Source organism: Marinobacter sp. (assembly GCF_039977835.1).
Lineage (GTDB): Bacteria > Pseudomonadota > Gammaproteobacteria > Pseudomonadales > Oleiphilaceae > Marinobacter.
The window spans coordinates 1-25,822 of sequence record NZ_JBDWCL010000029.1 but is presented as its reverse complement, the minus strand read 5'-3'; the positions used below and the strand labels follow the sequence as shown (position 1 = coordinate 25,822).

The 25,822-nt window shown below is 57.1% G+C and carries 19 protein-coding genes and 3 tRNA genes; 14 read left to right on the top strand and 8 right to left on the bottom strand.

Annotated elements, in window-relative coordinates; translation table 11 throughout:
* Positions 1-61 precede the first annotated feature (61 nt).
* Positions 62-2,092, top strand: coding sequence for a methyl-accepting chemotaxis protein (locus ABJM11_RS08705; protein ID WP_348297107.1), 2,031 nt, complete (start codon positions 62-64; stop codon positions 2,090-2,092).
* Between the two features lies 1 nt (position 2,093).
* Here the strand turns inward: ABJM11_RS08705 and ABJM11_RS08700 are convergent, their stop codons facing one another.
* The 5 genes from ABJM11_RS08700 to ABJM11_RS08680 all read right to left on the bottom strand — a co-directional run bounded on the left by ABJM11_RS08700 (position 2,094) and on the right by ABJM11_RS08680 (position 8,322).
* Positions 2,094-3,044: a 2-dehydropantoate 2-reductase gene (locus ABJM11_RS08700; RefSeq protein ID WP_348297106.1), complete on the bottom strand. Its 951-nt coding sequence runs from the start codon at positions 3,042-3,044 to the stop codon at positions 2,094-2,096.
* 4 nt (positions 3,045-3,048) lie between these two features.
* Entirely contained in the window at positions 3,049-5,901 is a 2,853-nt protein-coding gene (locus ABJM11_RS08695; RefSeq protein WP_348297105.1) for a valine--tRNA ligase, read from the bottom strand.
* A 188-nt stretch (positions 5,902-6,089) separates the two neighbouring features.
* The gene (locus ABJM11_RS08690) at positions 6,090-6,362 is read right to left on the bottom strand and encodes a hypothetical protein (protein ID WP_348297104.1); all 273 of its coding nucleotides are present in this window, start codon (positions 6,360-6,362) and stop codon (positions 6,090-6,092) included.
* A gap of 6 nt (positions 6,363-6,368) precedes the next feature.
* The gene (locus tag ABJM11_RS08685) at positions 6,369-6,842 is read right to left on the bottom strand and encodes a DNA polymerase III subunit chi (protein WP_348297103.1); all 474 of its coding nucleotides are present in this window, start codon (positions 6,840-6,842) and stop codon (positions 6,369-6,371) included.
* A complete protein-coding gene (locus ABJM11_RS08680) occupies positions 6,829-8,322 on the bottom strand; it encodes a leucyl aminopeptidase (protein WP_348297102.1) in 1,494 nt (497 codons plus the stop codon). Before ABJM11_RS08680 ends, ABJM11_RS08685 begins: the two co-directional genes overlap by 14 nt.
* Positions 8,323-8,542: 220 nt before the next feature.
* Here ABJM11_RS08680 and lptF point away from each other — a divergent pair, with 220 nt between their 5' ends.
* Positions 8,543-9,646 carry an LPS export ABC transporter permease LptF gene (lptF, locus tag ABJM11_RS08675; RefSeq protein ID WP_348297101.1) on the top strand — a complete coding sequence of 368 codons (1,104 nt, stop codon included), beginning with the start codon at positions 8,543-8,545 and terminating at the stop codon, positions 9,644-9,646.
* A complete protein-coding gene (gene lptG / locus ABJM11_RS08670) occupies positions 9,639-10,700 on the top strand; it encodes an LPS export ABC transporter permease LptG (RefSeq protein WP_348297100.1) in 1,062 nt (353 codons plus the stop codon). Before lptF ends, lptG begins: the two co-directional genes overlap by 8 nt.
* Here lptG and ABJM11_RS08665 read toward each other — a convergent pair whose 3' ends face one another.
* The gene (locus ABJM11_RS08665; RefSeq protein WP_348297099.1) at positions 10,701-11,237 is read right to left on the bottom strand and encodes an RDD family protein; all 537 of its coding nucleotides are present in this window, start codon (positions 11,235-11,237) and stop codon (positions 10,701-10,703) included. It abuts the gene before it with no gap.
* Between the two features lie 131 nt (positions 11,238-11,368).
* On the opposite strand from ABJM11_RS08665, the gene alaS reads away from it, so the two are divergent.
* From alaS to ABJM11_RS08630, 7 genes are all read left to right on the top strand, one after another.
* The gene (gene alaS / locus ABJM11_RS08660) at positions 11,369-13,999 is read left to right on the top strand and encodes an alanine--tRNA ligase (RefSeq protein ID WP_348297098.1); all 2,631 of its coding nucleotides are present in this window, start codon (positions 11,369-11,371) and stop codon (positions 13,997-13,999) included.
* Positions 14,000-14,102: 103 nt separating this feature from the next.
* Positions 14,103-15,338, top strand: a complete 1,236-nt coding sequence (locus ABJM11_RS08655) for an aspartate kinase (RefSeq protein ID WP_348297097.1) — start codon at positions 14,103-14,105, stop codon at positions 15,336-15,338.
* A 186-nt stretch (positions 15,339-15,524) separates the two neighbouring features.
* Complete coding sequence (gene csrA / locus ABJM11_RS08650) at positions 15,525-15,722, top strand: carbon storage regulator CsrA (protein WP_008172808.1); 198 nt, start codon at positions 15,525-15,527, stop codon at positions 15,720-15,722.
* Positions 15,723-15,850: 128 nt separating this feature from the next.
* Positions 15,851-15,941: transfer RNA gene (locus ABJM11_RS08645), tRNA-Ser, on the top strand.
* Positions 15,942-15,990: 49 nt separating this feature from the next.
* Positions 15,991-16,067 (top strand) — tRNA-Arg (locus ABJM11_RS08640).
* A gap of 26 nt (positions 16,068-16,093) precedes the next feature.
* Positions 16,094-16,170: transfer RNA gene (locus tag ABJM11_RS08635), tRNA-Arg, on the top strand.
* A 180-nt stretch (positions 16,171-16,350) separates the two neighbouring features.
* Positions 16,351-17,802, top strand: a complete 1,452-nt coding sequence (locus ABJM11_RS08630; protein ID WP_348297096.1) for an alpha/beta hydrolase — start codon at positions 16,351-16,353, stop codon at positions 17,800-17,802.
* A gap of 54 nt (positions 17,803-17,856) precedes the next feature.
* On the opposite strand, the gene ABJM11_RS08625 is transcribed toward ABJM11_RS08630, so the two are convergent.
* Positions 17,857-19,713 (bottom strand): methyl-accepting chemotaxis protein, encoded by a 1,857-nt coding sequence (locus tag ABJM11_RS08625; protein WP_348297095.1) that lies wholly within the window; start codon positions 19,711-19,713, stop codon positions 17,857-17,859.
* Positions 19,714-19,960: 247 nt separating this feature from the next.
* Complete coding sequence (locus ABJM11_RS08620) at positions 19,961-20,497, bottom strand: DUF2058 domain-containing protein (protein WP_348297094.1); 537 nt, start codon at positions 20,495-20,497, stop codon at positions 19,961-19,963.
* Between the two features lie 103 nt (positions 20,498-20,600).
* On the opposite strand from ABJM11_RS08620, the gene dbpA reads away from it, so the two are divergent.
* The 4 genes from dbpA (at position 20,601) to ABJM11_RS08600 (ending at position 25,622) form a co-directional block, all read left to right on the top strand.
* Positions 20,601-21,974, top strand: a complete 1,374-nt coding sequence (gene dbpA, locus ABJM11_RS08615; RefSeq protein ID WP_348297093.1) for an ATP-dependent RNA helicase DbpA — start codon at positions 20,601-20,603, stop codon at positions 21,972-21,974.
* A 212-nt stretch (positions 21,975-22,186) separates the two neighbouring features.
* Positions 22,187-22,444: an OadG family transporter subunit gene (locus tag ABJM11_RS08610; RefSeq protein WP_348297092.1), complete on the top strand. Its 258-nt coding sequence runs from the start codon at positions 22,187-22,189 to the stop codon at positions 22,442-22,444.
* Positions 22,445-22,486: 42 nt separating this feature from the next.
* A complete protein-coding gene (gene oadA, locus ABJM11_RS08605; protein ID WP_348297091.1) occupies positions 22,487-24,274 on the top strand; it encodes a sodium-extruding oxaloacetate decarboxylase subunit alpha in 1,788 nt (595 codons plus the stop codon).
* 13 nt (positions 24,275-24,287) lie between these two features.
* Positions 24,288-25,622 carry a sodium ion-translocating decarboxylase subunit beta gene (locus ABJM11_RS08600; protein ID WP_348297090.1) on the top strand — a complete coding sequence of 445 codons (1,335 nt, stop codon included), beginning with the start codon at positions 24,288-24,290 and terminating at the stop codon, positions 25,620-25,622.
* Positions 25,623-25,822: the final 200 nt, after the last annotated feature.

The following is a 25,822-nucleotide window of genomic DNA, read 5'->3' as shown; positions in this document are numbered from 1 at the left end:
GTCGACAATATAAACAAATAGAATAAAGCTTCTTTTTTCGGCGCCTTGTGTGGGGGTACACGTGAATCAGCTTATCAAGCCTGCAGTGTCGTTGATGAACCGGCTGCCGATGTTTTACAAGTTCAGCCTGATCAGTGTGCTGTTTCTGCTGCCGATCGTTGCCCTTTCCTGGCTGGTGATCAGTGAATTGAACCGGTCTGTGGAAACCATGACCAGGGGGGTCGAGGGCCTCGAACAGCTTGAGAAAGTTGATGCACTTCTCCAGGCGTCGCTTGGATATCGTGATTTCCGGGCGCCCGGAAAAACCAAGGATCAAAGCGAACTGCTTTCCAGGTCAGACGAAGCCGCCAGCAGGATTGACGGCATTCTCGAAGAGTTGGCCGGCGCTGAGGCTCAGTTCGACACCTCTGGAAACTGGGCCGAGCAGGTCGCCCAGCTGCGGGAAGACTGGCAGACGCTTAAGTCAACCGACAGCTATCAGGGCAATATCGACCCCCAGTTCAAATACTATCAGGAGTTCGTACAGAAAGTCCGTGCGACGCTCTCTGCCACCATCGAAATTTCCGGCCTGGGCCAAGATACGTCACGGGAAAACCTTCTGTTGCTCGGGCTGGTGCGTGAAGCTCTGCCGGATGCTGAGAGCATTATTGGGCGGGCCCGCGCTTTTGGCACGTTTGCACTGCTGGAAGGGCAGGTAGGCTACGGTCTCAGTGATGTACTGAACGAAATCTACGATCAACTGACCAATCGCTCATCGCTCCTTGGCCCCGCGCTCGCAGTGGCAATCGACGCCTCACCCACATTGGCAAAGAATACCGGTGATGCGGTCCAGGGGATTGAGGGAAGCCTGACCAACATCCGCAATGAGCTTGATGCGAACGTGATTACTCCGATGCGGCTGGATTTGCCATGGCAGGATTTCAACAACATGATCGAAAGCCAGCTCGCTCACTACGAGACCTTCACTGCTGGTATTTTTGACGTGGTCAGCGATAACCTGAACGCGCGCCTTGATGGCGAGATCCGGCAAAGGCAATTCATCATTGCGGCGCTTGTGATCGTGCTGCTGGTGGTGGTCTATCTCTACGTCGGCTTTTTCATGTCGGTGCGTACGGCTATCAATCGCTTCAGTCAGGCAGCCCGTAACGTGGCGGCCGGCGATATGACGGCTCATATCGAGCTGGATAACCGTGATGAGCTGGGGGAGCTGACCACAGAGTTCAACAGCATGACGGACCGAATTGCCGAGCTGATCCGCTCTGTCAGCAGTACCACTTCGGATGTTGACCAGCAGGCAACCAGGGTCAATGACACGGCCGCTGCAAACAGTGAGGCAGTCGCCCGTCAGATGGAGGAATCCGGGCAGATCAATGAAGCCATGAGCCAGATGGTAGAAGCGGTCAATGAAGTAACCGAGAGTGCACACCGGGTCTCCGACAGCGCCGGTACGGCCGAGCAGGACACCGAAAAAGGACGGGCAGTAGTGGCCGATACTGTTGCCACCATCAACCGCCTGGCCACCGAAATTTCCGGTGCGGTCGAGGTGATCAACCGGGTAAATGCCGATAGCGACAACATCAGCCAGGTATTGGTGGAAATCAAGGCCATTGCCGAGCAGACCAACCTGCTGGCCCTGAATGCTGCCATTGAAGCGGCCCGGGCCGGAGAGCAGGGCCGAGGGTTTGCCGTGGTTGCGGACGAGGTGCGTTCCCTGTCCCAGCGCACTCATAAGTCCACGGAAGAAATCGAAGGCATGATTTCGCGCCTGCAAAGTGGTGTCAAGGAGGCGGTCACAGCCATGACCAACAGCCACGAAGTGACTGAAACCACTGTCAGGAAATCCTCAGAAGTCACCGAGGCCCTGGACCGGATCGCCGAGGGTATTTCGACCATTGTCGATATGAGTCACCAGATCGCACAGGCTGCGGAAGAACAGTCCGCGGTGGCGAAAAACGTGAATACCAACGTGGAGCAAATCAGCGTGCTGGGCCATAAGACCGCCGACAATGCCGAAGAGACTCTGGCTTCCTCCCGCGAGATGTCCCAGCTGACAGCCTCGCTACAACGCCTTGTGGAAGCATTCAAGGTCTGAGTCAGGAGTGGGGCAGCAGCTGGTGCACCCGTTGCGTCAGCATCTGGTTCACCGAGACGTCTATTCCGTGCACCCGGCCCCGGCGTGCAACATAACCGTTGATGAAATCAATTTCGGTGGTTCGGCCCTGTTGCCGGTCACTCAGCATGGAAGAGGTGTTTTCTGAGGTGCTTCTCGCCACTGTCTCGATGCGCCTGCGAATGGCCTCGGGGGCCAACGGCTGGCCGCCCTCCGCGGCGAGAACAGCGGCGATCTCTGTGCATAGTGTGCCGATGTATTCCAGGTAGAAGGGGTGTGTCAGTATGTCACCGTTGCGGCAATTGAGCAGTGCCGTAAAGGCGTTGATACCGGCATTGATCACCAGCTTGTCCCATAGCCGCTGCTGGATATTGGTTTCCGGGTGGACCCTGAGCCCGCTGGCAGTGAGGGCTTGCACAACCGCCGATAACAGTGATGTCGCATTGTCGGTAAGCGGACCAACCCAGGTTTCTCCCTTGCCGGCGTGTACCGTCCGGCCTGGCTCCGGTCGATTGGCGCCTTCGGTGGTGCTGGCGGCAAGGATGGGTTGGTGTGGCCACCGTTCTGCGACAGCCTGCTGGCTCCCCATGCCGTTCTGAAACAGCACAACGGGCATGGCCGGTGGCAGGTCAGGCAGTGTGGACTGAAGGGCGTCCAGAGTGTCACCGGCTTTGGTGGTGACCAACAGCACTGAGGGAGGGGTTGCCGAGCTGTCCAGCCAGGGAACGGTTACAGACAGGGCCGAGCCATCAAACCGCTGCAGTCTGTAGCTGAGCGACTCCACACCGGCATCAACCGTGGCGTTGTGGCGGGGTATAAAAGCCACCTTGCCGGCTGGCAGGTACCCCGCCCATAACCGGCCGAGGGAACCGGCGCCGAGAATGGCAATAAGGCCACTCCCGGGGAGCAGAGGGTTTGCCCCGTGCCGGCTCATCGATTTACATGGCCTCGATGGCAGCCCGCTGCCCGGTCAGGCGGCTCATGCTGCCCTGGGCATCCCGGAGCTTCTCTTTCTCTTTTTCAACCACGTCAGCCGGCGCCTTGGCGGTGAACTTTTCATTACCGAGCTTGCCTTCGAGCCGACCCACTTCTTTCTGCAGACGTTCAAGTTCCTTGTCCAGGCGCTTGAGCTCAGCGTCCTTGTCAATCAGGCCGGCCATGGGAACCAGCACTTCCATCTCGCCCACCAGTTGGGTGGCAGACATGGGCGCTTCGCCCTCGGTGAACCACTCCACGCTTTCCAGTTTCGCCAGCGATGCCAGGAACTGGCGGTTTTCGTCCAGCCGGCGTTTGTCCTGCGGATCCTGCCCGCGCAGCAGAACCGGGATGGCCTTTGCCGGGGAAATATTCATCTCACCACGAATATTCCGTACGGCAACAATAACGCCTTTCAGCCATTCGATATCGGCGGCAACGGTGGTGTCCTGCTTGCTCGTGTCTGGCTTGGGGAAGGGCTGCAACATTATGCTGTCACCCGTTTTCGCTGCCAGCGGTGCAATGCGCTGCCAGATCTCCTCGGTAATGAACGGCATGATGGGGTGTGCCAGGCGCAGAACCGCCTCAAGCACACGCACCAGCGTGCGACGGGTGCCCCGTTTTGCTTCTGCACTGGCAGTGTCGTCATTCAGCGCCGGCTTGGACAGTTCCAGGTACCAGTCGCAGTATTCATTCCAGATAAACTCGTACAGGGCGTAGGCCGCCAGGTCGAAACGATACTGGTCCAGGTGTCGGATCACGTCCTGCTCGCAGCTCTGGAGTTCGCTGATGATCCAGCGGTCTGCCAGGGAGAGTGCTACCGGCTCGTTGTTAACGCCGCAATCTTCGCCCTCGGTGTTCATCAACACGTAACGGGCGGCATTCCACAACTTGTTGCAGAAGTTGCGGTAGCCCTCAAGGCGCTTCATGTCCCAGTTGATGTCGCGGCCGGTGGTGGCCATGGCGGCCAGAGTGAAGCGCAGGGCATCGGTGCCGTGGGCGGTGATTCCTTCCGGGAATTCCTTCTTTGTACGCTTGGCGATTTTCTCGGCCAGCCTGGGCTGCATCAGGTTGCCGGTGCGCTTTTCCAGCAGGTCATTCAGTTCGATGCCGTCAATCATGTCCAGCGGGTCGATGACATTGCCCTTGGACTTCGACATCTTGTCGCCGTGTTCGTCGCGGATAAGGCCAGTGACGTAGACGGTCTTGAACGGTACCTGTGCGGTGCCGTCCTCGTTCTTGATGAAGTGCATGGTCATCATGATCATCCGGGCAACCCAGAAGAAAATGATGTCAAAACCGGTCACCAGCACATCGGTAGGGTGGAAGGTTTTCAGGCGCTCGGTGATTTCCGGCCAGCCCAGGGTGCCAAAGGTCCACAGGGCAGAGCTGAACCAGGTGTCCAGAACGTCGTCATCCTGGTTCAGTTCCAGGTCAGCAGCCAGGCTATGCTTCTGGCGTACTTCGTCCTCGCTGCGGCCAACGTAGATATTGCCTTCGGCGTCGTACCAGGCGGGTATGCGGTGTCCCCACCAGAGCTGACGGGAAATGCACCAGTCCTGGATGTCACGCATCCAGGCAAAGTACATGTTCTCGTACTGCTTGGGCACAAACTGGATGCGGCCGTCTTCAACGGCCTCAATGGCGGGCTTGGCCAGGGTCTTGGTGTCTGCGAACCACTGGTCCGTCAGCATCGGCTCAATGATCAGGCCGGACCGGTCGCCACGGGGTACGCTCAGTACATGGTCTTCCACTTCCTCAACCAGGCCTTCGGCGTCCATGTCCGCCACAATCCGTTTGCGGGCCTCCTCACGGGTGAGCCCGGCATAGGCGGCGGGGAGGCTGCCATCCACCTCTGTGTTCTCACTGCCGTCGGGATTGACCACCTCGGCCATACCACGGATGCAGGCATCCTGGGTCATGACGTTGATCATCACCAGGTCGTTGCGCTTACCCACGGCGTAGTCGTTGAAGTCATGGGCCGGTGTGATCTTTACGCAGCCGCTGCCTTTCTCGGGATCGGCGTGGGAATCGGCAACAATGGGGATGCGGCGCCCGACCAGGGGCAGGTCCACAAATTTGCCAACCAGGTGCTGATAACGCTCGTCGTCCGGGTGCACCGCCACTGCGGTGTCGCCCAGCATGGTTTCAGGGCGGGTGGTGGCCACCACCAGATAGTTTTTGCCGTCGTGTGTCTTCTCGCCGTCGGCGAGCGGATAACGCAGGTGCCAGAAAAAGCCCTTTTCTTCCTTGTTCTCAACTTCCAGATCGGAGATAGCAGTGTGCAGTTTCGGGTCCCAGTTAACCAGGCGCTTGCCACGGTAGACCAGGCCCTCGTCGTACAGACGTATGAACACTTCCTGTACCGCCTTATAGAAACCGTCGTCCATGGTGAAGCGTTCGTGGTCCCAGTCGACGGAGTTACCCAGCCGACGCATCTGGCCGGTGATGGTGCCGCCGGAGTGTTCTTTCCAGTCCCAGATACGCTTGATGAACTCCTCCCGGCCCAGGTCGTAGCGGGTTTTGTCTTCTTCAGCCGCCAGTTTGCGCTCCACCACCATCTGGGTGGCGATGCCGGCATGGTCGCTGCCTACCTGCCAGAGAGTGTTGCGGCCCTGCATGCGTTTGAAGCGGGTGAGCGTGTCCATGATGGTGTGCTGGAACGCGTGGCCCATGTGCAGGCTACCGGTGACGTTGGGTGGCGGGATGGCGATGCTGAACGACTCGCCTTCGCCGGAGGGACGGAAGTACCCTTTGGATTCCCAGTTTTCGTACCACTGGCGCTCGATGTTTTCTGGCTGGTAGGTTTTTTCCATGGGTTTCTACTGGTGACCGTTTGGTTGATTCACAAGGGAAATTCAAGATGGACGATTATACATGCTCACCTGGGTTGCGGCGAACCTTGGGGGGAGGGGTACGGGGGTAGTTTGAATTTCAGGCGGGAAAAGAACTCGCTGCGCTCAGACACCTTTTCTCGCCTGAAATTCAAACTACCCCCATACCCTCATGGTGTCCGAGTTGTCTCGACGGTATTCAATGGTTTTGCCTGGGTTTGATTTTGAGCCTGCTTTACATATCCCACTTTCAGATAAAATACAGACAGACCCTGCACAGCCCTGGAGATATCGGATAGGCCCATAAGAGTGGGGTGGTGATATTTATTTCCCGCCAGGAAAAGGTGTCCGAGCGCAGCGAGTTCTTTTCCAAGGGAAATAAATATCACCACCCCGCTCCTCCTCCAAACGAACAGTCCTACAAAAGGCTTAAAATCAGGCAAAAAATCTCACCGCTTCCTCTGATCATGCACCCGAGGCTCAATCCCCAACGCCCTCAGTTGCTTGAAATGCGACCGCGCCTGCGCAAGAACCGACTCGTCATTATGAGCCACCAACGCCAACCGCTTGAACCGGTCCGCATCCGCCGGCAACGTGGCCGAGAGGATGATGACCGTATCCCAGTCTTCGGCGACCGGCGGGCAAAGTAATATCCCGACGGGATCGGTGCAGGTAGTGGCGGAGTCGGGGACGATGCTATGGGGTATGAATGCGTCGGGGCTGAAATTCCAGAGCAGGTCGTCCAGTTCCTGGGCGTGCTGCATGGTGTCGCAGACAATGCCCACGCGGTCGCCCTGCTGCCGGGCCTTGGCGACCAGTTTGGCAGTGTGGAGATTGCGGGCAGCGGGGGTGTTCTGGGCGAGGATGTGGAACCAGTAGGACTGGTTCCTTTCATCCTGTGAGCCGGGATTATTTACCGGCATGGGACATCAGGTAGTCGACCAGCATGGGTACCGGCCGGCCGGTGGAGCCTTTGGCCTTGCCGGAGTTCCAGGCGGTGCCGGCAATGTCCAGATGGGCCCAGCGGTAGTCCTTGGTGAATCGGGACAGGAAGCAGGCCGCTGTGATGGTGCCAGCCGGGCGGCCGCCGATGTTCTGCATGTCGGCGAAATTGCTGTCGAGCTGGCTCTGGTATTCGTCCCACAGGGGCAGACGCCAGGCGCGGTCGCCCGCGCGTTCACCTGCAGCCAGCAGCTCGTTGGCCAGCTCGTCGTTGTTGCTCAACAGACCGGTGGCATGGCTGCCCAGTGCAATGATGCAGGCCCCGGTGAGGGTGGCCATGTCGACAACCACTTCCGGGTCGAACTTCTTGACGTAGGTGAGGGCGTCGCACAACACCAGGCGGCCTTCAGCGTCGGTGTTGAGGATTTCGATAGTCTGGCCAGACATGGAGGTGACGATGTCGCCCGGGCGTGTTGCTGTGCCGCTGGGCATGTTCTCAGCGGCGGCAATGACCGCGACCACGTTGATCTTCGGCTTCGTTTCGGCAATCGTTTTCATGGCGCCGAAGACAGCGGCGGCGCCACCCATGTCGTACTTCATTTCATCCATGCCTTCGCCGGGCTTGAGGCTGATGCCTCCGGTGTCAAAAGTAATGCCTTTACCCACCAGAACGTAGGGCTTGTCTTTGGCTTTGCCGCCACGGTATTCCATCACAATCAGCTTGGCGGGCTGGGCGCTGCCGGCAGACACGGACAGCAGGCTGTGCATGCCCAGCTTTTTCATCTGCTTTTCGTCCAGCACTTCTGTCTTGATGACGTCGTTGTCTTTCGCCAGTTTCTCGGCCTGTTCGGCCAGCCAGGTAGGGTGGCAGATATTCGGCGGTGTGTTGCCCAGATCGCGGGTAAAGTTCATGCCGCGGCCGGTGGCAAGGCCAAGGTGGAAGGCTTCTTTCAGAGCCTTGCCGGTGCTGGAGGCGGCAACCGTGACCTTGGACAGTTTGCGATCGGACGGTTTTTCGCTCTTGAATTCGCTGAAACGGTAGAGTTGCTCTTCCAGGGTGCGGCCAATCAGGTTCAGGCGTGCCGCTTCCGAACTGACGGCTTCGTCACCGGTTACCAGGGTGTCTCCCAGGCCTACCAGTACATGTTTGGACGGACCATCCTTGATTTGGCCAGCCATGGCAATTAACGCCTTGCGATAGTTGGCGGGTGTGCGGTCCTTGTCCGCCCCCGTGCCAACCACCAGCAGGCGTGCCCAGGGCAACCCGTCCAGCGGAATTTGCAGGGTGGTTGCGTTTTTACCGGTAGCATCCCCGCTTTTATGCAGGGTCTTGATCAGTCCGCCCAGGGCTTCGTTTGCCTGTGTGGTGGAGGCGGGCCAATCGCCTTTTTCCGGCACGGCTACAACAAGGCAATCCGCTTTGGTCTCGGAAATGGGCTTACTGCTCAGGGTAAAATTCATGGCAACTCCCGTTGGTTGTTCTGATGGAGGACAGACCCGGCGCCGGGTTTGTTGTCCGAATGCCTATAGCATTGGGGTTTGGAGTGAAATTATCAAGCGCTGACAGGTTGTTAACGTCTTTGTTAAACCCGTGCTCTGTCATTCGGCCCCAAGGTTACTTAGAATACGGCGAATCCTGATTTCCATCGACTCCGGTCGCGTCCGGCTCTGAGAGACCGAATTGAGCATCGTTTTCCGATACCTAACCCGCCAGGTGATTATCAGCATGCTTGCCGTTTCCGGCATTCTGTTGATGGTGTTCATGAGCGGCCGGTTCATCAAGTATCTGGCCGATGCCGCCGCCGGGGAACTGGCCGGCGATGTCCTGTTCCAGATCATGGCCTACCGCTTTCCCGGTTTTCTGGAGCTGATTCTGCCACTGGGGTTCTTCATCGGCATTTTGCTGGCCTACGGGCGCATGTATCTGGAAAGCGAAATGACGGTGCTGTTTGCCTGCGGTATCAGCGACAAGCAGCTACTGGGCAAGACCCTGGTCGGCAGTATTCCGGTGATGCTGACCGTCGGCGCTATGAGCCTTTATGTTTCCCCGTGGGGTATGAAGCAGGTTGAAGCGATTTTCAATGAACAGCGCCAGGCCACAGAGTTTGAAATGCTTGCCCCGGGGCGCTTTCAGTCGCTGTCCTCGGGAGGGCGTGTTACCTACACGGAAGGGTTGAGTGACGATAAACGGCGACTTGAGGGGGTGTTCATTGCCGAATACCAGCAAAATGGTCAGGGCCTGTCGATTGTTACCGCCCGGGAAGGTTCCCAACTGGTGGATGAAGAAACCGGCAGCCGGTTTCTGATTCTCGAGGATGGGGCGCGCTTCGAGGGGGTTCCTGGTCAGCTTGATTATGATGTGACCGGTTTCGATGCCTACGGGTTGAAAATCCGCAGCGGCAACGCCCGTGAAAAGGAGCTCGACGAGGGGCTGAGCACGCTTGATCTGATGGCATCGGACAACCCGGAGCACCGTGCCATGCTGCACTGGCGGTTCACCCTGCCGCTGATTGTGCCCATTGTAACCTTGCTGGCCGTCCGGCTCAGCCGCGTTAACCCGCGCCAGGGGCGTTTCTTTCACCTGCTTCCTGCGATGCTGGTCTACATCACCTACCTTGGCCTGCTTATTGTTGCTCGTGACGCCCTCGAAAACGGGAAAGTTCCGGAGTGGATCGGACTGCTCTGGGTTCACGCCATCTTCCTGCTGCTCGGGTTGTGGCTGCAGTTTGGACCCGCCTGGCTGTACCGGCGGCGCCTGATACGGGAGGGTCGCACCCGTGCGTAAGATCGACCGTTATGTGATGAGTACGGTAGGCGGCGCCATGTTCCTGGTGATGCTGGTGGTGTTGTCCCTGGATCTGATTTTCGCGTTTATTGCCGAGCTGGACGACGCCGAGAACGATTACCAGATGTTGCAGGCCCTGGCGTTCGTATTAATGACGCTCCCCCGCCGCATCTATGACTATTTACCTCTGGGCGCCTTCATGGGGTGCCTGGTCGGGCTCGGAGCCATGGCGAGCTCTTCCGAGCTGACGGTTATTCGTGCCGCTGGCGTGTCCCTGAAGCGTATTGTGTGGTCGGCCATGAAGCCGGCTTTGGTGATTGTACTGATCGGCGTGCTGATTGGTGAATACGTTGCACCACCGGCGGAACGTATGGCCCAGAGCCGGAAGGCGATGGCTCAGGGAGCAGGCGAGAATGTTGCGTCTGCATCGGGCATTTGGCACCGGGAAGGCGAAGTCTTCATGCACCTTAATGCCGTCCAGCCGAATGGGGTGCTGCATGGCATATCGCTGTTTCGTTTTGATGGGGAGCGCTGGCTGGTGTCTGTCAGCTTCGCCGAACGGGGCATTTATCAGGGCAATCACTGGCTGCTGGAAAATGTCACCACCACCAATCTCAGTGAAGAGAAGACCACCCAGGAAAAACACCGGGCGTTGCGCTGGGAAACCGGTCTGTCTCCGGACGTGCTCAGTGTGCTGATCGTGAAGCCGGAGGACCTGTCGATCTCCGGCCTGTATACCTATGCCCGTTATCTGGGCGAGCAGGGGTTGAATGCTGCGAACTACTGGCTGGCGTTCTGGAAAAAGGTGCTGATGCCATTGGGCACGGCGGTGATGGTATTGGTGGCGATCTCGTTCGTGTTTGGCCCGCTGAGATCCGTCACCATGGGATTCCGCGTGTTTACCGGCCTGATCGTGGGTCTGCTGTTCAAGTATATGCAGGACCTCTTGGGGCCCATGAGCCTGGTCTTCGGTTTCAATCCGGTGCTGGCCATTGTTCTGCCGATTGCCATCAATGCGGTGGTGGGCGCGGTGCTGATGAGGCGGGCAGGGTAGTTATTTCTTTGGTTCTTTAGGCACCGTTGCCACGATGCTGCCGGAGGCCCTGTCGGTCAGAGACAGGCCATTGATGGGATAGAACAGCGCGATAATCGCCGGAATAGTGACGAACAGGGTGGCGGCGTTCAGGTAATAGGCACCCAGCAGGGCCACGAACAGGATCGCGGCTGCCGCGGTGTACCGCTTCAGAGCCTGCGTCCAGGAGACGGATGTTCCATCGAGATTTTCAATGCGAATGCGCCATACCTGCATGCCGAGTGTCTGACCGTTTCTGGTCCAGAAGTAACCGAAAAACAGATACAAAGTCAGGAACAGCACAAACTTAAGTACAGGGCCCGGCTCTAATGTTCCCGCTTCCGCCATTTCCTCATACTTGTCCCACCCGGTTAGCCAGCCTGCCACAAGGGTATACGTCCAGGTGGTCACCAACAGCACTGCAACGCTGATCAGTGCGTCGTAAATTACGGCCATGAGTCGCTTGATGAACGCGGCGGGGGGTAAGAGTTCCTCGGCGGCATGAAAGCGGCGGGGCATGGCGTCTCCTGTGATGTTTCACGTTTTTCCTGTTCTCGGCGTGTGCTAGAGTAGCGGATTTGCACGCGCATGTAAGTATGTGTCTTCAAACGTGGACCCCGCACGGGTTTATACAAGGGTATCAAAGGGCTATGAAAACCGCAGAGTTGCGACAGGCATTTCTCGATTACTTCAAACAGCAGGGCCATACCATCGTACCAAGCAGTTCACTGGTGCCGGCGGACGACCCCACTTTGCTGTTTACCAACGCGGGAATGAACCAGTTCAAGGACGTGTTCCTTGGTCGTGAAGAACGCGACTATACCCGGGCGACCACCTCGCAGAAATGCGTTCGCGCGGGCGGCAAACACAACGACCTGGAAAACGTGGGTTACACCGCGCGCCACCACACCTTTTTCGAGATGCTGGGCAACTTCAGCTTCGGTGACTACTTCAAGCGCGAAGCCATCAACTTTGCGTGGATCTTCCTGACTGGTGACGACTGGCTGAAACTGCCGAAAGAGAAGCTCTGGGTAACAGTTTACGCCTCTGACGACGAGGCGTTTGATATCTGGAACCAGGAAATCGGCGTGCCGGCAGACCGCATTGTGCGTATCGGCGATAACAAGGGTGCCCCCTACGCATCGGACAACTTCTGGCAGATGGGCGACACCGGCCCCTGCGGTCCCTGTACCGAAATATTCTACGACCACGGGCCCGAAGTCGCCGGCGGCCCTCCCGGCAGCCCGGAGGAAGACGGGGACCGCTATATCGAGATCTGGAACGTGGTCTTCATGCAGTACAACCGTCAAGCGGATGGTGAAATGCTGCCGCTGCCCAAGCCCTCTGTGGACACCGGCATGGGGCTTGAGCGCATCACCGCGGTTCTTCAGGGCGTCCACAGCAATTATGAAATCGACCTGATGCAGGACCTTCTTAAGGCTGCCTCCGATATTCTGGGTGGCGTCGACACCACAGAGGCGTCACTGCGGGTGGTGGCAGACCATATCCGCTCCTGTGCTTTCCTGATTGCCGATGGCGTGATGCCATCCAATGAAGGCCGTGGCTTCGTTCTGCGCCGGATCATTCGCCGGGCTGCCCGCCATGGCAACAAACTCGGCGCAACCCGGGCGTTCTTCTATAAGCTGACGGGTGCCCTGGTTGAGCTGATGGGCGACGCCTATCCGCAACTGGTCAGCAGCCGCAAGCAGATTGAAAAAGTGCTGCTGCAGGAAGAGGAGCAGTTTGCCAAAACGCTCGATAAAGGGCTGCGTCTGCTTGAGCAGGATATCGCCGGGCTGAAAAGTGCCGAGATTCCGGGGGAGACCATCTTCACCCTGTATGACACCTATGGTTTTCCCGTTGACCTGACCAACGACATTGCCCGCGAACGGGGCCTGACGCTGGATTACGAGGGCTACGAAAAAGCCATGGAGCGCCAGCGCGAGCGGGCTCGTGCGGCCAGCAAGTTCGGCATTGATTACAACGCCTCCGGCCTGACCATCGAAGGTTCGACGGAATTTACCGGTTATGAGCAGATCGACGGCCACGAAACCATCCGCACTGTTATTGTTGATGGCCATGAGAAGAATGCCCTGGCGGGTGATGAAGCCGTGGTAGTGCTGGAACGTACCCCTTTCTACGCGGAATCCGGTGGTCAGGTGGGTGACACCGGTTTGCTGACCTGGAGTGGTGGCCGTTTCAAGGTAACCGATACCCAGAAGGAAGGCGCCAACCACCTCCACATCGGTACGGTGATTGAAGGAGAGCTGTTTCCCGGCCTGGAAGTAGATGCCCGCATTGATCATGCCCGCCGGGAACGGACCAGGAAGAACCATTCGGCAACGCACCTGATGCATGCCGCGCTTCGCAAGGTGCTGGGTGAGCACGTTACGCAGAAAGGCTCGTTGGTGGACCCGGACAAGCTGCGCTTCGACTTTTCCCATTTTGAGCCGGTGACGCCGGAACAGCTGCGGGAGATCGAGCGCCAGGTAAATGAGCAGATTCTGGACAATACCCCGGTACAGACTGAAATCACCGACATGGAACAGGCCCAGGCCAGGGGGGCCATGGCGTTGTTTGGTGAAAAGTACGGTGATACCGTCCGGGTGCTGAGCATGGGCTCTGACGATTATTCCGTGGAGCTTTGTGGTGGTACCCACGTGGCACGCACGGGTGACATAGGCCTGTTCCGGGTCACCTCGGAAAGCGGTATTTCGTCCGGGGTTCGCCGGATTGAGGCAGTGACGGGTTTTGGCGCCCTGGAGTGGGTCGAGGAAACTGAGAAGACATTGCGCGAAGCCGCCAAGCTGGTAAAGGGCTCCCGCGAGTCGCTGGTTGAAAAGGTTCAGCAAACCCTGGACCGCAATCGGCAACTGGAAAAAGACATCAGTGCTCTGCAGGCGAAACTGGCAAGCTCTGCGGGCACCGACCTGGCCGGCTCTGCGGTAGAAGTTGGTGGCCTGAAGGTGGTTGCCTCGGAAATGGAAGGTGCCGATCGCAAGGCGCTGATGGAAACCGCCGACCAGCTCAAGAACAAGCTGGGCGAGGGCGTAGTAGTGCTCGCCAGTGTCGAGGATGGCAAGGTCACCCTGGTGGCCGGCGTGACCAAATCGGCTACCGGCAGGATCAGGGCCGGCGACCTGATGAAGCACCTGGCGGCACAGGTCGATGGTAAGGGTGGCGGGCGCCCGGATATGGCCCAGGGCGGTGGTAATGATCCCTCAAAACTGGCCGAGGCTCTCGCCGGAGTCCCTGCCTGGGTTGAGAAAAATATTGCTTAGGTAACTGTTTCAAATATGGGCAGGCGTTTATAATCCCGCCCGTTTGATCGTCTGAGGCAGGGCCCCGTCCTGCCATTTGTCCACGTTTGGTATCGGGAAAACAATGGCGCTCTTGGTTCAGAAATTTGGGGGTACATCCGTAGGCACCACCGAACGGATTGAAGCGGTTGCTGAAAAAGTTAGCCGCTTCCGCAAAGAAGGGCATGACGTGGTGGTTGTGGTGTCAGCCATGAGTGGCGAGACCAACCGTTTGATTGGCCTTGCCAACGACATTATGGAAGAGCCCACGCCCCGTGAAATGGATGTGCTCGTCTCCACCGGGGAGCAGGTAACCATCGCCCTGTTGGCCATGGCCTTGCAGAAGCGTGGCTGCGATGCGCGTTCCTATACTGGCGGCCAGGTGCGGATTCTGACCGACAGCAGCCATACCAAGGCGCGTATCAGGCAGATTGATGAACAGCGCATGAGAGAAGACCTCAATGCCGGCCGCGTGGTTGTGGTTGCTGGCTTTCAGGGCATTGATGAGAACGGCAGCATCACCACCCTGGGTCGTGGTGGGTCAGATACCACCGCCGTTGCTCTTGCTGCTGCATTGAAGGCTGACGAATGTCAGATCTACACTGATGTAGACGGCGTTTATACCACCGATCCAAGAGTGGTGGACAGCGCACGCCGGCTTGACCGGATCACTTTTGAAGAAATGATCGAAATGGCGAGCCTTGGCTCGAAAGTTCTTCAGATTCGCGCGGTGGAATTTGCAGGTAAATACAATGTTCCTTTACGGGTTCTTTCCAGCTTCCAGGAAGGTGAAGGTACCCTGATTACTCTTGAGGATGATAACGCCATGGAACAACCGGTCGTCTCCGGCATAGCCTTTAACCGTGACGAAGCCAAGCTGACAATATCCGGTGTGCCGGATACGCCGGGCAGCGCCTTGCGTATTCTGCAGCCGATCAGTGATGCCAATATCGAAGTCGACATGATTGTTCAGAACGTCGGCGCGGACAACCGTACGGATTTCACCTTTACCGTGCACCGGAACGACTTCAGGCGTGCTCAGGGCGTTCTGCAGAAAGTGTCGGACGAACTCGGGGCTCGGGAAGTCAGTGGTGATAGCAAGATCGCCAAGGTAAGCATTGTGGGTGTGGGTATGCGCTCCCACGCTGGTGTTGCAACTAAAATGTTTGCGGCGCTGTCGAACGAAGGTATCAATATCCTGATGATTTCCACGTCTGAGATTAAGATTTCTGTGGTTATTGACGAAAAATACCTTGAGCTGGCGGTTCGGGCACTTCATAGTGCCTTCGAGCTGGACAAGCCCGGAATAGAGGAAGCCTGATAGTTGGCGGGCGTATACGCCGGTTTGCTCGGGTTTTCGGTAAAAAGGGAATCATTTGCAGGCTTCGGGCTTGAGAAGTGCGTATAAGTGATTATGCGTCTTTTGATTGGCAAGTGATCCCACTATAAAAGTAAGCAGTATATACATTTGTCGGAACAGGTAGCTCTGGATAAGGGAGTAAAGGACATGTTGATCTTGACCCGCCGTGTTGGCGAAACCCTGATGGTCGGTGATGACATCACCGTAACCGTGCTTGGGGTAAAGGGGAACCAGGTACGAATTGGTGTAAATGCCCCAAAGGAAGTGGCGGTACATCGCGAAGAAATCTATCAGCGTATTCAGAGCGAGAAAGGCTCTGAAGAGCCGGAGCCCGGCAACAGCTGAGAGTGAAGAAAAGGCCGTTCGAGGGAAACCCGGACGGCTTTTTTGTACCCGGGGGATCGGGCTTTGAAAAAACTCGTGTCAACCCTATGAAATCAGAAAAATTATGGTAGTATACGCCCCGTTCTCAAGGAGAGGTGGGTGAGTGGCTGAAACCAGCTCCCTGCTAAGGAGCCATACGCATTGCGCGTATCGAGGGTTCGAATCCCTCCCTCTCCGCCATTCTTTTCGGAGATAATTGAGAACAGTCTGGATTGAGATAATGCGATGCGCGGCTGTAGCTCAGCTGGATAGAGTACCTGGCTACGAACCAGGCGGTCGGAGGTTCGAATCCTCCCAGCCGCGCCAATCTCGAGCAGAATACAAGGTTTCAAGCGGCTGTAGCTCAGCTGGATAGAGTACCTGGCTACGAACCAGGCGGTCGGAGGTTCGAATCCTCCCAGCCGCGCCATAGTAAGACCAAAGCGCCTCAGTTTGTGAATCCCACAGGCTGAGGCGTTTTGTTTTCTGACCCCCTCCATTAATTGCGCCATTTACTGATTGCTCCTATGGTATAAATGCTGGCTTTAGAAATTATGTTTCGCCAAGCAGAACGAATGTACCATTAACAACAATAATCAGGAGCAAAGATATGATCTTGAGTAAAAACCTCTTGGCAATGGCGTGTGCCACTGCAGTAGCGGTTACGGCCCCAACCATTGGCTTCGCCATGTCATCGGATCAGGGCAAGGCCCGGGGTCAGGGGATAGGCAAGGGCTTGACCGAGCAAGTGCGTGAGCACGACAGTCGGGTTTTCCAGGTTCAGGAAAATGCCGATCTGGCCTTCACGGCTCTCACGGGCGCGACAGCATACTGGGGGGTCTATGAAGGTATTCAGGGACCCGCCTCCTACACCGCCGAGTTCCCGCAAAACTGGAATGGCGGTGTGATCATGTACACCCATGGTTTCCGTGGCCAGGGTCAGACAGTAACGCGTGAGGTGCCCAATCTGGCGTTTCGGAATACGGCCCTGGCCCTTGGCTATGCCTGGGCGGCCTCTTCATACTCCGCCAACTATTACGATGTTCGTGCCGCCATTGAAGATACCAATCGCCTGGCGCTGGAATTGACGGATTATCTAGAGCGGGACTGGAGTGTCGGGTATGAAGATCCCGGTCAGTACCTGATTGCCGGTGTTTCCATGGGTGGTCATACCGCAGCCGCGGCCGTTGAGCGCGAAACGCTGGAAACGGCGCGTTATCCCGTTGCTTACGAGGGGGCCCTGCCGTTGTGCCAGGCGGAACAGAACCAGTTCCAATGGCTCGGCGATTACCCCCGCGTCGTCAGGGAGCTTGGCGGGTTTGGTCACCGGCCTTATGAGGACTTCCAGCAGTACGTTGGTGAGGCGCTGTTCAACCTGTTCGAGTTCGATGAAGGTGCACCTACCTTCGTGCCAAAGAATGAGGCTGGCCAACGCCTAATGGACATTGCGAAGAATCTGACTGGCGGAGACCGGCCGATATTCGACGAAGGCTTCCAGAACCCGACATGGCACGGCGCGGTTCTGGGTACTGGCGGGCGAGACGGGACGGTAACCGGCATTCTGGCCAACGATATTTATGACAATACCGACCGTATTTATCGCTGGACAGACGGTCAGCGCTTTGCGGGCCAGGAGCGGGCATTTACTGCGAAGGTTGGGCGCTTCCAGGCGGGCAAGGGGGTCAATCCTGTTCGTGACGACAGCGTCCGCTGGCTACCGCTGGTTCAGGGTGACTTCGATGTGCCGGTACTGACCATGCACACCCTTGGTGACTTTTTCGTACCGTTCGTGCATCAGCAGCTATATCGCGAAGCGGCCGAAACCCATGGCAATGAGGATATGCTGGTGCAGCGGGCAATCCGTGATCCGAATCACTGCGGCTTCTCAGGCACCGAGTTCTCTACAGCGCTCGTGGACCTGGTGACCTGGGTGAATTCCGGTATTAAGCCGGGGGGCGATGAAGTGCTGGACCCGGAAGTAGTAGCCGATGAGCAGTACGGCTGTGCCTACACCAATGATGAGCTGTCCAGCGGGCGTGATAATCTCCCGCAGTGCGAATAAACGGACAGCCACCACGGTGTTGCTGAAGCGCCCTCTACGATCGTAGCGGGCGCTTCACAACCTGAAGCGGGAAACGAGGCTCTGAAGCTCGCTGCCAAGCCTCGCCAGTTCGTTGCTCGAGCTGGCCGTCTGGTTTGCTGAGGCTGCGGACTGGTCGGTCACGTCCCGAATGCGTGTGATATTCTGACTGATCTCTTCGGCCACCGAGGTCTGTTGCTCTGCCGCAGTCGCAATCTGATTGTTGTACTGCTTGCTGTCCTCAACGGCCCGGGCGATACGCTCTATGGTTTGCCCCGTTGCCGTTGCCCGCTCCAGCGTATTCGAGGCCATGGTAGTGCTGGATTTCATTGCTGACACCGAATTGCCCGCACTGTTCTGGAGTGTGGTTACCAGCGCTTCGATTTCCTGGGCGGAGGTCTGAGTACGCTGAGCCAGGGAGCGGACTTCATCGGCAACCACAGCGAACCCCCGGCCTTGCTCGCCGGCTCTGGCCGCCTCAATGGCTGCGTTCAATGCCAGCAGGTTGGTTTGCTCGGCAACAGACTTGATCACGTCCAGGACCGTTCCTATATTTGCCGTTTCTTTCTGCAGGCCCTCGATCGTTTCCATACTCTGGATAACCTCTCTAGCGAGAGTGTTGACCTGATCGACGGTTTCTCTCACCTCGCGTTCACCATCAGTGGCCTGGCTGGCGGCATCCGTTGCCACTCCAAGGGCTTGCTCGGCGCTTTTTGCAATTTCGGCAACCGTCGCGGTCATTTCGTTCATGGCAGTCGCGACCTGATCCGTTTCCTGTTTCTGGCGATTGATACCATCGCTGGACTGGCTGGTGACGGTTGAAAGCTCTTCTGCCGAAGCTGCGATGTTGGAGGCGCCGGATTCTATGCTCCTGACCAGTTCCCGCAGACTCGTGACCATAGTGGCGAGGGCGGCCATCAGACGACCGATTTCATTGCTTCCCTTAGCACGGATATCGACCGTCAAGTTTCCGGACGCCACCTCTGAGGCTGCGGCAACCGCCTGATTGATCGGGGCGACGATAGCTCGGGTAATCGTAAATGCCATCAATATGCCAAGGGCCAGAGCGATCCCGGTGGCACCGATGATCAGTCCGGATGCTTGCTGGCGCTCGGATTCCATCTTTTCAGACTGGCGTGTCCGCAACCGGTCTGCAGAGGCGATTGCATTTCTGGCTGTACTGACCATCTCGTCTGATAGCTGGCTCCCGGATTCGGTCAGTGTCACAACGGTCTGGAAATTACTGACGTAGGCTGTAAGCGCCTGGTTGATCCCGGCCTTTTCATCAGCGCTGATGCTGGCGGATTTAAGCGGGGCCTGAATCCTTTTGGCGTCGTCAAGGTATGCCTTTACGCTGGCGTCATTATTCTCGATTAGAAACGTTCGCTCGGAACGGCGCATATCCTCGAACATTGCTGAAGCAAAAAACAGGGAGCTATGGGCCTTCAGGGATGAACCGAAAATGCGTGCGCTGGTTTCGAGACGTTCCAGGGCTTCCTCCCGTTCACTGATGTTTGCCTCGACCTCTCCCATCAGTTGCTGATACTGCTTTACGTCGGACTGAATGCGGCTCAGGATGTCGATATCATCGGCAATGACCAGCAGCGGTTTGATATCGGTGGTCAATTCGAGAACGTGGTCACCCTGAGCGCGGGTTTTGGCGACAGCCTCGGCATCGCCTCTCAGAAGAAAGTTCTTTTCCTCTACCCGAGCTTCCGTAAGGCCGGTATTCACCTGTCCGAGCATGGCAACGATAGTCGACCGCTGACTAAAGCTCTCCAGAGTCTGATTGCCAACAACACCCACCAGAATGGTCAGTAGCAGTACGATGGTAAACCCACCCGCCAGTCTGGTGCGGATGGTCATGTTGGTGAAAAGTTCTGGAAAGCGCATTATTAGTGTTCTCTGGAGGATAGGGTTTGCCGACCCCACCTTCTGATCCACGCGCCAGAGTCAAAGGCCGTGAGGCTTTTCTGATACGCATCGGAAATCAAAGGTGGATGTTATTTGATATATATTAAGTCGGGTTACGGCTATATATTCCAGAACTTTACAGTTACAGATGATTGCTGCGTGTTTTTAACCTGATACGGAATTGCGACTCCCAGGGGGAGCGCGCTATCAGAATGGGGCAGTCCGTTCACCACATCAGATCATCGGGGATCTCATAGCCCGCATAGGGGTCATCATCGCCGGCGTCGTCTTTCTTGCGATCATGAAGGACCACAACGGCACGCTCGTCCCGCTCCATGATTTTCCGCGCCACACCCTCAGCGACAATCTCATAGGCGCCGTTTACAAACACAATGGCCAGCCGGCCACGTGACAGCTGGTCGACCATGGTGTCGTCCACAAAGATCTTCTTGATCTTCTTGTCGTGTACGAACTGGTAGGAAGTCTCACCGCGGGACCGATCAAGGCGGTTGGTTTGCACCAGTTGCCGGATCTGGGCCTGGACGGCCTTTTTTTCGGCTTCTTTCTGGCGCTGAAGGTTCAGTTGCCGGTCCCGTTCCGCTTTCTCTTCCCGTGCCTGTCGGGCGCGGGCTTCGGCCTCATTGACCTCGACAGTGCCTTTGGGTTGTTGTTTGCGCTTTTTATGTTTCTCGTTGCGGATGGCCTTGGCCTTTTTCTCGTCGGCCAGGCCGGCCTTTAAAAGCTGATCCTGTAGTGATGGCATTCAATGCTCCGTGACGGTTTGCTATTTCTGGTAAACTGCCGCCAGTATACGCCCGGAACGCTCCCGGTCGAACCCACCCCCTATTGCTATTCCAGGAATTTTTATGCCGTCATTCAGTGAGCTGGGCCTTTCCCGGCCAATGCTCGAAAACCTGTCGAGACTTGGTTTTGAAAGCCCGACCCCCATCCAGACCGGTGCCTTGCCTGCTGCGCTCAAGGGCAGCGACCTGATTGCCATGGCTCAGACCGGTAGCGGGAAGACGGCTGCTTTCGGGATTCCGCTGGTGGAGAAGCTGCAGCCGCGCAGGTTTGTGGTCCAGGGGCTGGTGCTTTGCCCGACGCGGGAACTGGCGGACCAGGTGGCAAAATCCCTCCGGGAACTGGCGGTGGCGCGGGATAACGTGAAGATCCTGTCCTTGTGCGGCGGTGTTTCCATTGGGCCGCAGATTGGCTCACTCAGCCATGGCGCCCACATTGTGGTGGGAACCCCGGGGCGGATCCAGGATCACCTGCGTAAAGGCACGTTAAAGCTGGACCGACTTGAGACTCTGGTTCTGGATGAGGCTGACCGAATGCTGGACATGGGGTTTCAGGAGGCAGTCGAAGACATCATCGGTCAGGCTCCGGCGAAAAGGCAGACGCTGATGTTCTCCGCCACCTGGCCGGAAAACATCCGCAAGCTCAGCGAGCAGTATCAGAACAACCCCGTGGATGTGCGAATCGAGAGCCAGGCACTTGAATCCGATATTACCGAGCGCTTCTTTGAAATTGCGCCGGGGCAGCAGGTTCAGGCGCTTGCGGCTTTGCTGTCGCAGTACCAGCCAGCGTCCTGCATTGCCTTCTGCACCCGCAAGCAGCAGTGCGATGAGGTGGCCAGTGAACTGAATGACCTGGGGTTTGCGGCCTTGCCCCTGCACGGAGACCTCGAGCAGCGGGAACGTGACAGCGTTCTGGTGCGTTTTGGCAATCAGAGTTGCTCTGTCCTGGTGGCAACCGATGTTGCCGCCCGTGGGCTTGATATCAAGTCTCTGCCGCTGGTGGTCAATGTAGAGCCCGCCCGGGACCCGGAAGTGCATACCCATAGGGTTGGAAGGACAGGGCGCGCGGGCGAGCAGGGGCTGGCCGTGACGTTCTGCGCCCCGTCGCAGGCCCACAAGATCAACCGGCTGGAGGCCGGGCGCCAGCAGCCGGTGGAGTGGGGAAGCACGGCAGACCTGCTGGCTACGCCCTTGAAGCCTTGCGTGCCCGCAATGAAAACTCTTTGCATCGCAGGGGGTCGAAAAGACAAGGTCAGGCCAGGCGATGTGCTGGGTGCGCTTACCGGGGAAGCCGGGCTTCCGGGTAAGGTGGTGGGGAAGATAGATCTCTTTGATTTTCAGTGTTTTGTGGCGGTTGAGAAAGCGTCAGCGGCGACAGCTCTGAAAAGGCTGGAACAAGGTCGCATAAAGGGGCGTAAAATGCGTGTGCGTTATGCATGAATGAGAATCAGTTTTACCTGCCCGAAGCCCGTCGTTATGGGCCGGGGTGCTCGGAAACCACCTATTGAAACCCGCAATTAGGTTGCTCAGCGGATCGGAAAACGGTAAATTACGCGGGATTTTGCCCCCCGAACTGGTCTGTCGGTGGAGATAATTCGCCGGATAAAAGGCCCTCGGGAAAATCAACAACTCAATACAGGTAGCTATTCGTTATGAATGAGCTGATGTCACAAGCCATTGATCTGATGGTCGCAGGCATGGGGTTTGTCTTCGTATTCCTGATCATATTGGTCTTTGCAACCCTGCTCATGTCAAAACTGGTGCTCCGGTTTGGTCCAGCTGAACCTGAACCTGCCGCTCCAGCCCGTAAATCACGTGCAAAGCCGTCAGCGCCGTCGCCAGTTGATCCTGACACCGCTGAAGCTATTAAAAAAGCGATTGCACAATACCGGTCACGCCACAAGAAGTGACCTGGCAGACAGATTAGAACCTTTAAACAGAAGGCTGACACGATGACTGACACAAAGAAACCGCTGGGGATTACGGACGTTATTCTGCGTGACGCCCACCAGTCCCTGCTGGCCACCCGCATGCGGCTTGACGATATGCTGCCCATCGCCGAGAAGCTGGACAAGGTAGGCTTCTGGTCTCTGGAATCCTGGGGTGGAGCTACCTTTGACTCCTGTATTCGCTATCTGGGCGAGGATCCGTGGGAGCGCATCCGTGAGCTCAAGAAAGCCATGCCAAATACCCAGCAGCAAATGCTTCTGCGTGGCCAGAACCTGCTGGGCTACCGGCATTACGCGGATGATGTGGTGGACCGTTTCTGTGAGCGTGCCGCCGAAAACGGCGTTGACGTGTTCCGGATTTTTGATGCGATGAATGATCCTCGCAACCTGGATCGCGCTATCAAGGCTGTTCGTAAAACCGGCAAGCATGCCCAGGGTACGATCGCCTATACCACCAGCCCGGTGCACACCATCGAAATGTGGGTAGAGCTCGCGAAAGAAGTCGCTGACATGGGCGCGGACTCCATCGCCATCAAGGACATGGCGGGTATTCTCAAGCCCTATGTTGCGTTCGATCTGGTCAGCCGCCTGAAGAAAGAACTGGACATTCCGATTCACATGCAGTGCCACGCCACCACCGGCATGTCGACCGCTACCGCCATCAAGGCTGCGGAAGCCGGCATTGATAACGTGGATACGGCTATTTCCTCAATGAGTATGACCTACGGTCATTCGCCCACCGAAGCGGTGGTTGCGATTCTCGAAGGAACCGATCGTGACACAGGTCTCGACCTGAACCTGCTTGAAGAGATCGCCAGTTACTTCCGCGAAGTCCGTAAGAAGTACGCCAGGTTTGAAGGCAGCCTCAGGGGCACTGATTCCCGTATCCTGATTGCTCAGGTTCCGGGTGGCATGCTCACCAACATGGAAAACCAGCTGAAAGAGCAGAATGCGGCCGACAAGTTCGATCAGGTTCTGGAAGAAATCCCCAAAGTGCGTGAAGACCTGGGCTTTATCCCGCTGGTAACGCCGACCTCGCAGATCGTCGGCACCCAGGCAGTACTGAACGTACTGACCGGTGAGCGTTACAAATCCATCTCCAAGGAAACCTCTGCCATTCTCAAGGGCGAGTACGGTGCTGCACCGGCGTCAATGAACAAGGAACTGCAGGAGCGTGTCCTGGACGGAAAAGAGCCCGTTACCTGCCGTCCAGCGGATCTGATCGAGCCGGAAATGGACAAGCTGACTGAAGAGCTCAAGAAGCTGGCTGATGAGAAAGGAATCAAGCTGGCTGAGAACACCGTAGACGACGTTCTGACCTACGCTCTGTTCCCGCAGATTGGCCTCAAATTCCTGGAAAACCGCGGTAACCCGGATGCGTTCGAGCCGGTCCCGACGGCAGAGAGCGCTGCACCGGCCAAGAAGGCTGACGGTCCCGAGACCTACACCGTAGACGTCAACGGCAAGAAGTTTGTGGTTGCCGTCTCCGAAGGTGGCGAGATTACCCAGATCCAGGGCGAGGGCGGTGCCGCTTCCGCACCGGCAGCTTCTTCGCCTGCACCGGCTCCGGCCGGCGATGGTGAGCCTGTTCTGGCACCGCTGGGTGGCAATATCTTCAAGGTACTGGTGTCCCCGGGTGATGCCGTTGAAGAAGGCGATGTGCTGATCATTCTCGAAGCCATGAAAATGGAAACCGAGGTGCGTGCACCCAAGGCCGGTACCATCGGCGAAGTCTTCATCAAGGTCGGTGATGCCGTCTCCCCTGATGATGAAATGCTGACAATCGCATAAGGGCCAGCATTCCATGGATAAATTACTGACACTCTGGACAGGTAGTGGCCTGTTCAATATAGAGATCGGCCAGGTGATCATGATCGCCATTGGCCTTCTTCTTCTGTTCCTTGCGATTCGTAAGGGGTTTGAGCCGCTGCTGCTGGTGCCCATCGGGTTCGGCGGTATTCTGGCGAATATTCCGGAGGCAGGGTTGGCCCTGACTGCGGCGGAAAATGCGATCCATTTCGCCCTGAAAAGTGACGCGACGCAGGTGCTGGCCGCGCTGGCCGCACCGCTGGATGTGGCCTATCAGGCTGGTCAGGCTGTAACTCCCGAGTTGAAAGAAGCCTTCAAGGTGGCCGTCAAGGAAGCCAGTTACTCTGACATGGCGATGGCAAACTCCATTGCCCAGGACCTGGGTTATGGCAATGGCATGCTGTACAACTTTTACTCGGTGGTTATCGGCAGCACCATAGGCCCGCTGGTGATTTTCATGGGTGTAGGAGCGATGACGGACTTTGGTCCGCTGTTGGCCAACCCCAAGACGATGCTGCTCGGGGCGGCAGCTCAGTTCGGTATCTTCGGTACCGTGCTTGGCGCTGCACTGCTGGACTGGCTGGGCGTCCTGGATTTCACCATCCTCGAAGCCGCTGCGGTGGGTATTATCGGTGGTGCGGATGGCCCCACGTCCATTTACGTGTCCAGTGTGCTGGCACCGCACCTTCTTGGGGCGATTGCCGTTTCAGCCTACGCTTATATGGCGATGGTGCCGATGATCCAGCCGCCGATCATGAAAGCACTTACCAGTCAGAAAGAGCGGGCCATCAAGATGTCCCAGCTTCGCCCTGTGAGCAAGAAAGAGAAAATCGTGTTCCCGTTGGTGGTGTTGATTGCCGTGGTTCTGTTCCTGCCGGATGCCGCTCCGCTTCTGGGTATGTTCTGTTTCGGCAACCTGATGCGCGAGTGTGGCGTGGTAGAGCGTCTGAGCGATACAGCTCAGAATGCCCTGATCAATATCACCACCATTTTCCTGGGCCTGTCCGTGGGCTCCAAGCTGATGGCTGACAAGTTCCTGGATGCTCAGACACTGGGTATTCTGGGGCTGGGAATTGTGGCCTTCGCTGTGGGTACAGCTTGTGGTGTTTTGATGGCGAAGCTGATGAACCGCTTTACCAAGGAGCCTATCAACCCGTTGATCGGTTCTGCCGGTGTATCCGCGGTGCCGATGGCAGCACGGGTCTCCAACAAGGTAGGCCTGGAAGCCAACCCGCATAACTTCCTGCTGATGCACGCCATGGGCCCGAACGTGGCCGGCGTTATCGGCTCTGCAGTGGCTGCGGGTGTCATGATCAAGCTCCTGGGCTGATCGTTTCACTCTGGTGAACAGTAAAACCCCGCTTCGTGCGGGGTTTTACTGTTTCTGGGTCTAGTGTGCCTTAACAAAAGTTCATCGATATAATTACAGCTCAAGAGTATAATTGCAGAAAGCATCGATGGAGCTACTGCAATGGGTCGACCCGTTATTCCTTTGATCATTACAGGCGAAGAACGCGAAGAGCTTAGTTC

Coding starts and splice junctions, on each gene's coding strand:
- ABJM11_RS08695 (WP_348297105.1), bottom strand. CDS start 5,901: ATGGAAAAAACCTACCAGCCAGAAAACATCGAGCGCCAGTGGTACGAA.
- csrA (WP_008172808.1), top strand. CDS start 15,525: ATGTTGATCTTGACCCGCCGTGTTGGCGAAACCCTGATGGTCGGTGAT.
- ABJM11_RS08700 (WP_348297106.1), bottom strand. CDS start 3,044: ATGAGCCGGCACGGGGCAAACCCTCTGCTCCCCGGGAGTGGCCTTATT.
- ABJM11_RS08685 (WP_348297103.1), bottom strand. CDS start 6,842: ATGCCGGTAAATAATCCCGGCTCACAGGATGAAAGGAACCAGTCCTAC.
- alaS (WP_348297098.1), top strand. CDS start 11,369: ATGAAAACCGCAGAGTTGCGACAGGCATTTCTCGATTACTTCAAACAG.
- ABJM11_RS08620 (WP_348297094.1), bottom strand. CDS start 20,497: ATGCCATCACTACAGGATCAGCTTTTAAAGGCCGGCCTGGCCGACGAG.
- oadA (WP_348297091.1), top strand. CDS start 22,487: ATGACTGACACAAAGAAACCGCTGGGGATTACGGACGTTATTCTGCGT.
- dbpA (WP_348297093.1), top strand. CDS start 20,601: ATGCCGTCATTCAGTGAGCTGGGCCTTTCCCGGCCAATGCTCGAAAAC.
- ABJM11_RS08625 (WP_348297095.1), bottom strand. CDS start 19,713: ATGCGCTTTCCAGAACTTTTCACCAACATGACCATCCGCACCAGACTG.
- ABJM11_RS08680 (WP_348297102.1), bottom strand. CDS start 8,322: ATGAATTTTACCCTGAGCAGTAAGCCCATTTCCGAGACCAAAGCGGAT.
- ABJM11_RS08610 (WP_348297092.1), top strand. CDS start 22,187: ATGAATGAGCTGATGTCACAAGCCATTGATCTGATGGTCGCAGGCATG.
- ABJM11_RS08630 (WP_348297096.1), top strand. CDS start 16,351: ATGATCTTGAGTAAAAACCTCTTGGCAATGGCGTGTGCCACTGCAGTA.
- ABJM11_RS08665 (WP_348297099.1), bottom strand. CDS start 11,237: ATGCCCCGCCGCTTTCATGCCGCCGAGGAACTCTTACCCCCCGCCGCG.
- ABJM11_RS08655 (WP_348297097.1), top strand. CDS start 14,103: ATGGCGCTCTTGGTTCAGAAATTTGGGGGTACATCCGTAGGCACCACC.
- ABJM11_RS08600 (WP_348297090.1), top strand. CDS start 24,288: ATGGATAAATTACTGACACTCTGGACAGGTAGTGGCCTGTTCAATATA.